The sequence below is a fragment of the Pseudomonas capeferrum genome (assembly GCF_013523055.1).
Taxonomy (GTDB): domain Bacteria; phylum Pseudomonadota; class Gammaproteobacteria; order Pseudomonadales; family Pseudomonadaceae; genus Aquipseudomonas; species Aquipseudomonas capeferrum_A.
In genome coordinates this window covers 93,522-105,579 of record NZ_JAAMQM010000011.1, presented here as the reverse complement: position 1 = coordinate 105,579, position 12,058 = coordinate 93,522, and the positions used below count along the sequence as shown (strand labels likewise).

Here is a 12,058-nt window from a genome sequence, read left to right as displayed (position 1 = left end):
TCCCGCTCCTGACCCTGACCAAGACGGCAAGTGCTCTGAACTATGGCTAAAATTATCGGCATCATCGTCGTATTCGCGAGCGTGCTCGGCGGATACGTCCTCTCTCACGGCAAGATCGCAGCATTGATCCAGCCGTTCGAAGTCCTGATCATCGGCGGTGCCGCTTTTGGCGCGTTCCTCCAGTCGAATCCCGGTTACATGACCATGCATGTAATCAAGAAGTCGGTAAAGATGTTCGGCTCGCGTTTTACCCACACCTTCTATCTGGAGGTACTGGGCCTGGTCTACGAGATTCTTAACAAGAGCCGTCGCGAAGGCATGATGGCCATCGAGGCCGATATCGAGGACGCGGCCGCCAGCCCGATCTTCGCCAAATATCCCGCCGTGCTCGCCGACGAGCGCATGACCGCCTACATCTGCGACTACCTGCGCATCATGTCCACCGGCAACATGGCGCCTCACGAGCTCGAGGGCCTGTTCGACATGGAACTGATGAGCCTCAAGGAAGAGCTCGAACATCCGTCCCACGCGGTCACTGGTATTGCCGACGGCATGCCCGGTTTCGGTATCGTCGCGGCGGTACTGGGGATCGTGGTGACCATGGCTTCGCTCGGCGAAGGCGACCAGGCCGCCATCGGCATGCACGTCGGCGCGGCCTTGGTGGGTACTTTCTTCGGTATTCTCGCGGCCTATGGATTCTTCGGTCCGTTGGCCAACTGCCTGGCGCACGACGCCAAGGAAGAGGTCAACCTGTACGAAGCGATCAAGGCCTCGCTGGTCGCTTCGGCATCCGGCATGCCGCCGTCGCTGGCCGTGGAATTCGGGCGCAAGGTGCTGTACCCCAAGCACCGTCCGAGCTTCTCCGAGCTGGAACAAGCCGTTCGTGGTCGCTGAGTCATGGAAAACAATCAGCCGATAATCATCAAGCGCGTCAAGCGCTTCGCCGCGGGCCACCATGGCGGCGCCTGGAAGATCGCCTTCGCCGACTTCGCGACGGCGATGATGGCGTTCTTCCTGGTGCTCTGGCTGATGTCCACGGCCACCCCGGAACAGAAGATCTCCATCGCCGGCTATTTCCAGGACCCGATCGGCTTCATGGAAAGTGGCACGCCCTACGTCATCGACCTGGGCGGCTCGCCCGAGCTCGCGCCGGAAAAGACCATCAACCCCGAGCAGAAGTCCGACCCGACCACCGAGACCAGCATCCCGATCGACCAGAACACGGTCGAGAACATGGCCGAGCAGGTCGAGCGCGAGCGTCTCGAGCTGTTGCTGCAGGAGTTGCAGAACAAGGTCGAGGAGAATCCAGAGCTGCAGAAGTTCAAGGACCAGATACTCTTCGAGATCACCCAGGACGGCTTGCGCATCCAGATCATGGACGCCGAGAACCGGCCCATGTTCGATATCGGCAGCGCGCGCTTGCAGCCCTACTTCGAAGACATCCTGCTGGCCATGGCCGACACCATCAAGGCCGTGCCGAACAAGATCAGCGTCAGTGGTCACACCGATGCCAAGCCGTTCGCGGGCAGTGGCGGGTTCGGCAACTGGGAGCTGTCCTCCAACCGTGCCAACGCGGCGCGGCGCGCGCTGGTCGCGGGCGGTTACCCCGACGAGCAGGTGGCACGGGTAGTCGGCTATGCCTCGTCTTCGCTGTTCGATCGCAAGGACCCTTTCAATCCGGTCAACCGACGGATCGATATCATCGTCCTGACCAAGAAGGCCCAACGCACGATCGAGGGTGAGCAGGGGACACCGCCGCCACCGCAGGCGACTCCGCCAGCCAGTGATGCATCGGGAGCGGCGGCACCGGGAGCGACAGTACCGGCGGACACGGGTGCCCAGGCACCCATGCAGCCCCGCGAGCTGAGGCAGAAACTCAATATCTTCGAGGATGGCACCTTGAAGATGGACGAGCCGCGGGAGTAATCCCTGTAACGCAAAACGCCCGTGCCTACCGATGTAGTCACGGGCGTTTTGCATCATGCTTGTCAGTTAGGAGAGATCAGCAAATTTCATTGGCTGGCTTTCTTGTTTGGTTTCCGGATTTATTCAGTGACGCTACTGGCCTATCGCGGGACTAGCCCGCTCACCACTTGGAACATCACGCCCGGTGGTGAGTGGGCTAGTCCCGCGATAGGCCAGTAGCGTCACCGAAGATTCCCGAAGCCGAGGGCTAAGCACCAGCATTTGAACCGACTGCTTGCCCTTAACTGACTGGCATTAGGCGTTTTGCGTTACAGGGCCGCTCGAACGCGGTCGTCAGCTCAGTACGTTTCTTGCGGCAGGCTGGCGATGATCGAGCGGTAGCTGTTCATCCGCTGCTGCTGGATCCGACCCTCTTCGAGGGCAATGAGCAAGGCGCAGCCCGGCTCACGGTCATGCTTGCAGTCGCGGAATCGACAGGTACCGAGCAGATCGCGGAACTCGATGAAGCCTTCCTCGACATCATCGCGGCTGACATGGCCCAGGCCGAACTCGCGGATACCCGGGGAGTCGATCAGGTCGCCGCCATTGGGGAAATGATAGAGGCGCGCGGTCGTGGTGGTGTGGGTGCCTTGGCCGGACCAGTCCGAAAGGTCGCCCACGCGGGACTGGGCATTGGGTAGCAGGCTGTTGACCAGCGACGACTTGCCGACGCCGGACTGGCCGACGAACACGCTGACATGCCCGGCCAGGTTCTGTTGAAGCGTCTGCATGCCTCCGCCGTGATGCGCGGAAACTTCCAGCAGCGGGTACCCCAGGCTCCGATACACGGCGAGCAGCGCATTGAGCGCCGGCGCGTTCTGCTCGTCGATCAGGTCGGCCTTGTTGAGCAGCAGCAAGGGACGAATACCCGCGTGCTCGGCGGCCACCAGGTAACGGTCGATGAGGTTGGCCTGTGGCTCCGGCGCCGGGGCGAAGACGATGACGATCAGGTCGACGTTGCTCGCGACCGGCTTGAGCTGACCCTGGTTGTTCGGTCGGCACAGTTCGGAGGTGCGCGGCATCTGCGCCACGATCACACCGATGCCCTGGTTGCCGGCACGCCATACGACACGGTCGCCGGTGACCAGCGCGGGCAGATTGGCGCGCAGGTGGCAGCGGAAAATCTGACCGGCGTCGTCGCCATCCTGGGCTTCGACTTCGACCTGTACGCCAAAGTGAGCGATGACCAGGCCCAGCTGCTCGGGACCCAGGTCTCCGCCTTCGAGTTCCTGCAGCGCATGCTGCTCACGTTTGGCGGCGCGAGCGGCGCGCTCACCCTGGATTTTTTCGATACGCCAGTTCTGGCGGCGATTGAGCTGGCGTTTGGCCATGAATATTCCGAGTCGCGGGGCAGAGGAAACGGCTGGCAGTCTAGCATGCTCTGCCGGTATGCATTCTTCCGGCATGCACGCTCGCGCATGCATCGGGGCCGGGCCCTGGGCTACTATGAGGGCTGAACGAGGAGCCTATACATGCAGAATTCACAGAACCTGATCTGGATCGATCTGGAAATGACCGGACTGGACCCGGACAACGACGTCATCATCGAGATGGCGACCATCGTCACCGACAGCGAGCTCAACACCCTGGCGGAAGGCCCGGTGATCGCCATCCACCACAGCGATGAGGTGCTGGCGCGCATGGATGAATGGAACACTCGCACCCATGGGGCTTCCGGTCTGACCCAGCGAGTACGCGACAGCCGCATCAGCATGGCCGAAGCCGAGGCCGAGACGGTGAAGTTCCTGGAACAATGGGTACCCAAGGGCAAATCGCCGATCTGCGGCAACAGCATCTGCCAGGACCGTCGCTTCCTGTACCGGCACATGCGCACGCTCGAAGGTTATTTCCACTATCGCAACCTGGATGTATCGACCCTCAAGGAACTGGCCGCGCGCTGGGCGCCGCAGGTTCGGGACAGCTTCAGCAAGGGCAATACCCACCTTGCGCTCGACGATATTCGCGAGTCGATCGCCGAGCTGCGCCATTACCGCGAGCATTTCATAAAGTTCTGAACCGGGACTGCGCCGCCGAAGGTTGGCGCGCCCTCTTTTGGCGCCTTGAGCAACTGGGTAGACTGCGCGCCTTTCTGCCCGGATCCGCGCCATGTTGCTGATGCTCTACCTCATTGCCATCACCGCCGAAGCCATGACCGGCGCGTTGTCCGCCGGTCGTCGCGGGATGGACTGGTTCGGCGTGGTGCTGATCGCCTGCATCACCGCCCTTGGCGGTGGTTCGGTGCGCGACGTATTGCTCGGGCATTATCCGCTGACCTGGGTCAAGCACCCGGAATACCTGGTACTCACCAGCTTCGCCGCACTCCTGACCATCTTCATGGCCCCGCTGATGCGCCACCTGCGATCGCTGTTCCTGGTGCTTGATGCCTTGGGCCTGGTGGCCTTTACTCTGATCGGCTGCATGACCGCGCTGGAGATGGGCCAGGGCATGCTCGTGGCCTCGATCAGTGGGGTCATCACGGGAGTCTTCGGAGGTATCTTGCGGGATATCTTCTGCAACGATATCCCGCTGGTATTCCGCCGCGAACTGTACGCCAGCGTGTCATTCGCCGCGGCGTGGTTCTATCTGGCGTGCGTGTATTTCAAGGTGCCCGCTGAGCAGGCGATGCTGCTGACCTTGTTCGGCGGTTTCCTGTTGCGCCTGCTGGCCATCCGCTTTCATTGGGAAATGCCCAAGTTCCACTATAACGACCAGCCTTAGCCGCAGGCGCCAATACCAGTCCTTGAGCAAGAGCACTCGATTTTCAAATGCTGGGGTTTAGCTTTGGGCTTTCAAGATCCTCTGTGAAGCTTATGGCCTCGTCGCGGGACAAGCCCGCTCACCACTGGTGTGCGCGTACTCCGGTGATGAGCGGGCTTGTCCCGCGAGGCCATAAGCTTCACAACCGAATCAAGGGCTGCAAGATGAACCTCGGCATTTGAAAATCGAATGCTCTTGCTCAAGTGAGTGGTATTGCGCCATGCCGGGCGAGGGCCCATTCGACATGCTCGCGCACGAGTTCCGAGGGGTGATCCTGGCGCGCGCGCAGGGCCTCGAGGACCGGAATCGTCGACGGTGCGTTGCCGAGCCCGACCGCCAGGTTGCGTAGCCAGCGCTCGTATCCGGCGCGGCGCAGAGGCGAGCCTTCTGTGTTGCTCAGGAACGTCGCTTCATCCCAGAGGAACAGCTCGGCCAGGTCGGCATTGTCGAGGTTGTGCCGGGGCTTGAAGTCGCTTTCGATCGTAGGGCGGGCAAAGCGGTTCCAGGGGCAGACGATCTGGCAATCATCGCAACCGAAGACCCGATTGCCGATCAATGCGCGCAGTTCCACGGGGATGGCGCTCTTCAGCTCGATGGTCAGGTAGGAGATGCAGCGTCGCGCGTCGAGCACGTACGGCCCGACGAAGGCACCCGTCGGGCAGATGTCCAGGCAGGCTTGGCAGCGTCCGCAATGTTCGCTGCCCTGGGCTTCGTCCACCGGCAGCGGCACATCCACGAACAGCTCCGCGAGAAAGAAATAACTGCCGGCCTTGCGGTTGAGCAGCAGGGTGTTCTTGCCGATCCAGCCGAGCCCCGCCTGTTCGGCAATGGCTTTCTCCAGCACTGGGGCGCTGTCGACGAAAGCGCGGAAGCCGAAGGGGCCGATCGTTTCCTGGATACGCTCGGCCAGATGCTGCACACGCTTGCGAATCAGCTTGTGATAGTCGCGACCGAGGGCATAACGCGAGACATAGGCCTTTTCCGGCTGGGCCAGGCGCTTGGCCATTTCGGTATCGCCAGGCAGGTAGTCCATCCGCAGCGAGACCACGCGCAAGGTGCCGGGCACCAGTTCGTCGGGATGCGAGCGCTTGCTGCCGTGGGCAGCCATGTAGTCCATCTCCCCCTGGTAACCCGCTTCCAGCCAGCGCTGCAGGTGATTTTCGTGCTCGCCAAGCGCCACCCCGGCGATGCCGACATGGGCAAAACCGAGTTCGCGGCCCCAGTCCTTGATGGATTGGGCCAATGTGGCTAGGGAAGGAATCGAGGAAGACATGGTCGAACAAGGCAATACGGGCTCAGGTGCGTATAATTCTGCCAGACATCGGAGCTTTTGACCCTATGCCCCAGACCAAACACACTGACAATCTTGTGCAACGACTCAGCAGCGTGAACATCGCCAGTCTGCCGCCCCGTCACCCGGACGCGCACAAGGGCGACTTCGGCCACGTGCTGGTGGTCGGAGGCGACCTGGGTACCGGCGGCGCCGTGCTGCTCAGCGCCGAGGCCGCGTTGCGCTGCGGGGCAGGCCTGGTTTCCCTGGCCACGCGACCCGAACACGTGGGCGCTGCCTTGACGCGCCTTCCCGAAACCATGTGCCTGGGCGTGAGTTCGGCCAATCAGCTGATGGGCGTGCTGGAGCGCGCCTCGGTGCTGGTGGTCGGCCCCGGTCTTGGCCAGGCGGCCTGGGGGCGCAGCCTGCTTTCGGCAGTGGCCAATGCCCATTTGCCGCAGGTCTGGGACGCCGATGCGCTCAATCTGCTGGCGCGAACGCCGCTGGCGCTGCCCAGCGGCAGCATCCTGACTCCGCACCCGGGCGAGGCTGCCCGCCTGCTCGGTGTGTCCACCGAAGCGGTACAGGCCGATCGTCCTGGCGCGGCGCGCAAGCTGGCGCGCAAGTACGCCAGCGTCTGTGTGCTCAAGGGGGCGGGTACGCTGGTTGCCGATCCAGATGGCCAACTGGCACTGTGCAGCCGTGGTCATCCGGCCATGGCTGGGGCGGGGCTGGGGGATGTCCTTACCGGCGTCCTGGCGGCGCTGCTGGCCCAAGGGCTGGAGGCAGGCGCGGCCGCCCGGCTGGGCGTCTGGCTGCATGCCTGCGCGGGCGAACGCCTGGGTCCTCGGGGCCGTGGCCTGGCGGCCAGTGATCTTATCCCGGTTATTCGTGAGTTGTTGGAGGAGCATTCAGCGTGTCTGGCATAACCCTGTTTCTGGCCGACGAGCAGGCCATGATCGATTTTGGCGCGCGTCTGGCACAGGTTACCGCCGGACACGGCGTGATCTTTCTGGAGGGCGACCTGGGGGCGGGCAAGACCACCCTGTCGCGCGGTCTGATCCGTGGCCTTGGGCACACCGGGGCAGTGAAGAGTCCCACCTTCACGGTGGTCGAACCTTATGAGATCGGTGACATCCGCGCCTTCCACTTCGACCTGTATCGCCTGGTCGATCCCGAGGAGCTGGAGTTCATGGGTATTCGCGATTATTTCGAAGGTGACGCCCTGTGCCTGTTCGAATGGCCCCAGAAAGGGGCAGGCGTTTTGCCAAAGCCGGACCTGACCATTACCATAAGCCCCCAGGCGGGCGGTCGCTCGCTGACTCTGTCGCCGCAGGGCTCGCGCGGCGAGGCCTGGTGTGCCGTTCTGGCTGTCGAATTCAATCAATAAGTGGGGAATGGTATGCGCATACGCGCACTGGTCGCTGTCGTTGGACTGCTGCTGACAGCGGTGACCGTTGACGCTCTGGCCGTCACGCAAGTCAAGAGCATGCGCCTGTGGCGCGCTCCGGACAACACACGGCTGGTCTTCGACCTTTCCGGGCCCGTGCAGCACAGCGTGTTCACGTTGAGTGCGCCGGACCGACTGGTGATCGACATCAATGGCGCGACGCTTGGCGCTCCGCTCAACGTATCCACCTCCAATACCCCCATTTCCAGCGTCCGCTCGGCCCAGCGCACCGCGACCGACCTGCGCGTGGTGGTGGACCTGAAGAAAGCGCTCACGCCCAAGAGCTTTACCCTGGCGCCGAATGCCCAGTATGGCAATCGCCTGGTGGTCGACCTGTACGACACCGAGGCCGATGCGGTGGCCGCCAGCGCACCGACGCCGCCGCCCACGCCAGTACCGACACCGGCCACGGCACCCGCGGTGCCCGTGACCCCGGCGCAGCCGGCGATCAAGCTCACGCCCGTGCCCAGCGGCAAGCGCGACATCGTCGTCGCCATCGACGCCGGGCATGGCGGCGAAGACCCGGGTGCCTCTGGCGCGCGGGGTCAGCACGAGAAAGATATCGTGCTGCAGATCGCCAAGGAGCTGCAGCGCCAGATCAATACCGAAAAAGGTTTCCGCGCCGAGCTGACGCGTACGGGCGACTACTTCATTCCGCTGCGCAAGCGCACCGAGATCGCCCGCAAGAAAGGCGCCGACCTGTTCATCTCCATCCATGCCGATGCCGCACCTTCCAAGGCGGCCTTCGGAGCATCGGTGTTCGCCCTATCCGATCGGGGCGCGACATCGGAGACCGCTCGCTGGTTGGCCGACAGTGAAAACCGCTCCGACCTGATCGGCGGCGCCGGCAACGTCAGCCTGGATGACAAGGACCGCATGCTCGCAGGCGTGCTGCTGGACCTGTCGATGACGGCGACACTCAGCTCCAGCCTGAACGTGGGGCAGAAGGTGCTCGGCAACATGGGGCGCATCACGTCGTTGCACAAGCGCCGCGTGGAGCAGGCGGGTTTCATGGTGTTGAAGTCGCCGGACATTCCTTCGATCCTGGTCGAGACCGGCTTCATTTCCAACGCCAACGAGGCCGCCAAGCTGGCGACTCGTAGCCACCAGCAATCGCTGGCGCGCTCGATTCACAGTGGCGTGCTGCAGTTCTTCCAGCAGAACCCACCGCCCGGCACCTATATCGCCTGGATGCGTGACAGCGGCAAGATTGCCCAAGGTCCGCGCGAGCATACGGTACGGCCCGGCGAAACCCTGGCCATGATCGCCGTGCGGTACCAGGTCAGCGTTGCCAGCCTGCGCAGCAGCAACGGTCTGAAAAGCGATGAACTCAAGATTGGCCAGCAGCTGGATATTCCCGGTACGACACTGGCGTCGCAGCCATGAGTGGTGGTTCGCGCATCGAACTGCTCAGCCCGCGACTGGCCAACCAGATCGCCGCGGGCGAGGTGGTCGAACGTCCGGCTTCGGTGATCAAGGAGCTGCTCGAGAACAGCCTGGACTCTGGTGCCCGTCGTATCGACGTGGAAGTGGAGCAGGGTGGTGTGAAGCTGCTGCGTGTGCGAGATGACGGTGGGGGTATTGCCGCCGACGACCTGCCTCTGGCGCTGGCTCGCCATGCCACCAGCAAGATTCGCGAACTCGAGGACCTCGAGGGGGTACTCAGCCTTGGCTTTCGTGGTGAAGCGCTGGCTTCGATCAGCTCGGTGGCGCGCCTGACCCTGACCTCTCGCACGGCATCCGCCAGCGAGGCCTGGCAAGTCGAGACCGAGGGGCGGGACATGATGCCGCGTGTCCAGCCCGCGGCGCACCCGGTCGGCACTTCGGTGGAAGTGCGCGACCTATTCTTCAATACGCCGGCCCGGCGCAAGTTTCTCAAGTCCGAGAAGACCGAGTTCGATCATCTGCAGGAGGTGATCCGCCGTTTGGCCCTGGCGCGTTTCGATGTCGGCTTCCACCTGCGCCATAACGGCAAGAGCGTTCTCAGCCTGCACGAGGCGGTGGATGAGACCACCCGTGCGCGACGAGTCGGCGCGATCTGCGGTCCAGGCTTCCTGGAGCAGGCATTGCCGATCGACGTCGAACGCAACGGCTTGCGTCTGTGGGGCTGGGTCGGGCTGCCGACATTCTCGCGCAGCCAGGCCGATCTGCAGTACTTCTTCGTCAATGGGCGGGCGGTGCGCGACAAGCTGGTCGCCCATGCCGTACGCCAGGCCTACCGTGACGTGTTGTTCAATGGGCGACATCCGACCTTCGTGCTGTTTCTCGAGCTCGATCCGGTGGGTGTCGATGTCAACGTTCACCCGACCAAGCATGAGGTGCGTTTCCGCGAAGGGCGCATGGTGCACGATTTCCTGTATGGGATCCTGCATCGTGCCCTGGCCGATGTGCGTCCGGAAGACCAGCTCGCGGCGCCGGCAGCGACGAGCGAGATCGTCCGACCGTCCGGTCAGCAGGCCGGAGAATTCGGGCCCCAGGGCGAGATGCGCCTGGCGGCTTCGCTGCTGGAGCAGCCGGCGGGCGAGCAGCGTCCCACCTACGGTGCCGCGGGGTCGGGCAATGGCGCAGGCTACCAATATCAATACACCCCCCGACCAGCCCAGGCAGTGCCCGTGGCTGAGGCCAAGGCGGTCTACCGCGAATTCTTCTCGCCTCTGAGCACGGATGGCGCTCCTGCGCTACCGCAGAGCGAGGGCGACATACCGCCGCTGGGCTATGCGCTGGCTCAGCTCAAAGGTATCTACATTCTTTCCGAGAACGCCGTGGGTCTGGTCCTGGTGGACATGCACGCGGCTCACGAGCGAATCATGTACGAACGCCTAAAGGTGGCGATGGCCAGCGAAGGGTTGAGCGGCCAGCCACTGCTGGTGCCAGAGTCCCTGGCGCTCAGCCAGCGCGAGGCCGATTGCGCCGAGGAGCACGCCGATTGGTTCCGGCGGCTTGGTTTCGAGTTGCAGCGGCTGGGACCTGAAAGCCTGGCGATCCGGCAGATCCCGGCCTTGCTCAAGCAGGCCGAAGCCAACCGTCTGGTCCAGGATGTGCTGGCGGACCTGATGGAATACGGCACCAGCGACCGTATCCAGGCCCATCTCAACGAACTGCTCGGTACCATGGCCTGTCATGGCGCCGTGCGCGCGAACCGGCGCCTGGCCATCCCCGAGATGAACGCCCTGTTGCGCGACATGGAAAACACCGAGCGCAGCGGCCAATGCAACCATGGACGTCCGACCTGGACGCAGATGGGGCTGGACGATCTGGACAAACTTTTCCTGCGCGGTCGATGACATGAGCGGTAACCCCCCTGCAATCTTCCTCATGGGTCCGACGGCGGCCGGCAAGACCGACCTGGCCATCGAACTCACCAAGGTCCTGCCCTGCGAGCTGATCAGCGTCGATTCGGCGCTGGTCTACCGCGGCATGGACATCGGCACTGCCAAACCCTCCAAGGAAGTCCTGGCCGCCCACCCGCACCGCCTGATCGACATTCTCGACCCGGCACAGAGTTATTCCGCCGCCGAATTTCGTCGTGACGCCCTGGAGGCGATGGCCGATATCAGCGCCCGCGGCAAGATTCCGCTGCTGGTCGGCGGCACCATGCTCTATTACAAGGCGTTGCTGGATGGATTGGCGGACATGCCGGCGGCCGACGCCGAGGTGCGCGCCGAATTGGAGGCCCAGGCTCAGGCGCTGGGACTCGGCGAGCTGCACCGACAGCTGGCCGAGGTCGATCCGGAATCGGCGGCGCGGATTCACCCCAACGACCCTCAGCGGCTGATCCGGGCACTCGAGGTCTATCGCGTCAGTGGCCAGAGCATGACCGCCCATCGCTTGCGTCAATCCGAGCAAAGTCGCGGTCCAGACGCAGGCGCAGCCAGTCATTTGCCCTATACTGTCGCCAGCCTGGCGATCGCTCCCGCCGAACGTCGTGTATTACACGAGCGAATTGCGTCACGTTTTTCGCAAATGCTGGAACAGGGCTTCGTCGACGAGGTCCGATTGCTGCGAGCCAGAAGTGACTTGCATGCGGGGCTGCCGTCTATACGGTCGGTGGGCTATCGACAGGTCTGGGACCATCTCGATGGCACGCTGACTGCGGAAGAGATGCGTGAACGCGGTATCATTGCCACTCGCCAACTGGCCAAGCGGCAATTCACCTGGTTACGCGGATGGCCCGACGTGCACTGGCTCGATAGCCTGGCCCGCGACAATCTGTCCCGCACCTTGAAATACCTGGGAGCCGTCTCCATATTGAGCTGAGTCCCTGCAATTGCCGTCTACGCTTGCGAAAGGCGGCATGAACCATTGTTTTTTTCCAGTTTTTCTACTATTGATCCTTACAGGAGTGCGGCATATGTCAAAAGGGCATTCGCTACAAGACCCTTACTTGAATACTTTGAGAAAAGAAAAAGTCCCGGTCTCCATCTATCTGGTCAACGGCATCAAGCTGCAGGGCTCGATCGAATCCTTCGACCAGTTCGTGGTTCTGCTGAAGAACACCGTAAGCCAGATGGTCTACAAACATGCCATTTCCACCGTGGTGCCAGCGCGCCCGGTTCGCCTGCCAAGCCCGTCCGATTCCGAACAGGGCGATGCTGAGCCAGGCAACGCCTGATAGG

12 protein-coding genes are annotated in these 12,058 nt (G+C 62.9%); 10 read left to right on the top strand and 2 right to left on the bottom strand.

Features of this window, described 5'->3' with window-relative positions:
• Positions 1–42: 42 nt before the first annotated feature.
• Both motA and motB read left to right on the top strand, forming a co-directional pair.
• Positions 43–894: a flagellar motor stator protein MotA gene (gene motA / locus G7009_RS14085; RefSeq protein WP_181130683.1), complete on the top strand. Its 852-nt coding sequence runs from the start codon at positions 43–45 to the stop codon at positions 892–894.
• 3 nt (positions 895–897) lie between these two features.
• On the top strand, positions 898–1,926 hold the full coding sequence (gene motB / locus G7009_RS14080; RefSeq protein ID WP_181130682.1) for a flagellar motor protein MotB: 1,029 nt from the start codon (positions 898–900) through the stop codon (positions 1,924–1,926).
• A 338-nt stretch (positions 1,927–2,264) separates the two neighbouring features.
• Here the strand turns inward: motB and rsgA are convergent, their stop codons facing one another.
• Positions 2,265–3,296, bottom strand: a complete 1,032-nt coding sequence (gene rsgA / locus G7009_RS14075; RefSeq protein WP_181130681.1) for a small ribosomal subunit biogenesis GTPase RsgA — start codon at positions 3,294–3,296, stop codon at positions 2,265–2,267.
• A gap of 141 nt (positions 3,297–3,437) precedes the next feature.
• Here rsgA and orn point away from each other — a divergent pair, with 141 nt between their 5' ends.
• Positions 3,438–3,980: an oligoribonuclease gene (orn, locus tag G7009_RS14070; RefSeq protein ID WP_181130680.1), complete on the top strand. Its 543-nt coding sequence runs from the start codon at positions 3,438–3,440 to the stop codon at positions 3,978–3,980.
• 91 nt (positions 3,981–4,071) lie between these two features.
• On the top strand, positions 4,072–4,683 hold the full coding sequence (locus G7009_RS14065) for a trimeric intracellular cation channel family protein (protein ID WP_181130679.1): 612 nt from the start codon (positions 4,072–4,074) through the stop codon (positions 4,681–4,683).
• Between the two features lie 238 nt (positions 4,684–4,921).
• Here the strand turns inward: G7009_RS14065 and queG are convergent, their stop codons facing one another.
• The gene (gene queG, locus G7009_RS14060) at positions 4,922–5,995 is read right to left on the bottom strand and encodes a tRNA epoxyqueuosine(34) reductase QueG (RefSeq protein WP_181130678.1); all 1,074 of its coding nucleotides are present in this window, start codon (positions 5,993–5,995) and stop codon (positions 4,922–4,924) included.
• Between the two features lie 65 nt (positions 5,996–6,060).
• Between queG and G7009_RS14055 the strand changes: the two genes are divergently transcribed.
• The 6 genes from G7009_RS14055 (at position 6,061) to hfq (ending at position 12,054) form a co-directional block, all read left to right on the top strand.
• Complete coding sequence (locus tag G7009_RS14055) at positions 6,061–6,921, top strand: NAD(P)H-hydrate dehydratase (protein ID WP_181130677.1); 861 nt, start codon at positions 6,061–6,063, stop codon at positions 6,919–6,921.
• Positions 6,909–7,382 (top strand): tRNA (adenosine(37)-N6)-threonylcarbamoyltransferase complex ATPase subunit type 1 TsaE, encoded by a 474-nt coding sequence (tsaE, locus tag G7009_RS14050; RefSeq protein WP_181130676.1) that lies wholly within the window; start codon positions 6,909–6,911, stop codon positions 7,380–7,382. The genes G7009_RS14055 and tsaE overlap by 13 nt, the downstream gene beginning before the upstream one ends.
• Before the next feature lie 12 nt (positions 7,383–7,394).
• On the top strand, positions 7,395–8,828 hold the full coding sequence (locus G7009_RS14045) for an N-acetylmuramoyl-L-alanine amidase (RefSeq protein ID WP_181130675.1): 1,434 nt from the start codon (positions 7,395–7,397) through the stop codon (positions 8,826–8,828).
• Complete coding sequence (gene mutL / locus G7009_RS14040; protein WP_181130674.1) at positions 8,825–10,726, top strand: DNA mismatch repair endonuclease MutL; 1,902 nt, start codon at positions 8,825–8,827, stop codon at positions 10,724–10,726. The genes G7009_RS14045 and mutL overlap by 4 nt, the downstream gene beginning before the upstream one ends.
• 1 nt (position 10,727) lies before the next feature.
• Positions 10,728–11,699 (top strand): tRNA (adenosine(37)-N6)-dimethylallyltransferase MiaA, encoded by a 972-nt coding sequence (gene miaA / locus G7009_RS14035; RefSeq protein WP_181130673.1) that lies wholly within the window; start codon positions 10,728–10,730, stop codon positions 11,697–11,699.
• 94 nt (positions 11,700–11,793) lie between these two features.
• Complete coding sequence (gene hfq, locus G7009_RS14030; RefSeq protein ID WP_181130672.1) at positions 11,794–12,054, top strand: RNA chaperone Hfq; 261 nt, start codon at positions 11,794–11,796, stop codon at positions 12,052–12,054.
• Positions 12,055–12,058: the final 4 nt, after the last annotated feature.

What these genes read in the sequence shown, in the direction of transcription:
- motA (WP_181130683.1), top strand. Translation starts at nt 43, where the DNA reads ATGGCTAAAATTATCGGCATCATCGTCGTATTCGCGAGCGTGCTCGGC.
- G7009_RS14045 (WP_181130675.1), top strand. Translation starts at nt 7,395, where the DNA reads ATGCGCATACGCGCACTGGTCGCTGTCGTTGGACTGCTGCTGACAGCG.
- motB (WP_181130682.1), top strand. Translation starts at nt 898, where the DNA reads ATGGAAAACAATCAGCCGATAATCATCAAGCGCGTCAAGCGCTTCGCC.
- queG (WP_181130678.1), bottom strand. Translation starts at nt 5,995, where the DNA reads ATGTCTTCCTCGATTCCTTCCCTAGCCACATTGGCCCAATCCATCAAG.
- rsgA (WP_181130681.1), bottom strand. Translation starts at nt 3,296, where the DNA reads ATGGCCAAACGCCAGCTCAATCGCCGCCAGAACTGGCGTATCGAAAAA.
- hfq (WP_181130672.1), top strand. Translation starts at nt 11,794, where the DNA reads ATGTCAAAAGGGCATTCGCTACAAGACCCTTACTTGAATACTTTGAGA.
- miaA (WP_181130673.1), top strand. Translation starts at nt 10,728, where the DNA reads ATGAGCGGTAACCCCCCTGCAATCTTCCTCATGGGTCCGACGGCGGCC.
- orn (WP_181130680.1), top strand. Translation starts at nt 3,438, where the DNA reads ATGCAGAATTCACAGAACCTGATCTGGATCGATCTGGAAATGACCGGA.
- mutL (WP_181130674.1), top strand. Translation starts at nt 8,825, where the DNA reads ATGAGTGGTGGTTCGCGCATCGAACTGCTCAGCCCGCGACTGGCCAAC.
- G7009_RS14055 (WP_181130677.1), top strand. Translation starts at nt 6,061, where the DNA reads ATGCCCCAGACCAAACACACTGACAATCTTGTGCAACGACTCAGCAGC.
- G7009_RS14065 (WP_181130679.1), top strand. Translation starts at nt 4,072, where the DNA reads ATGTTGCTGATGCTCTACCTCATTGCCATCACCGCCGAAGCCATGACC.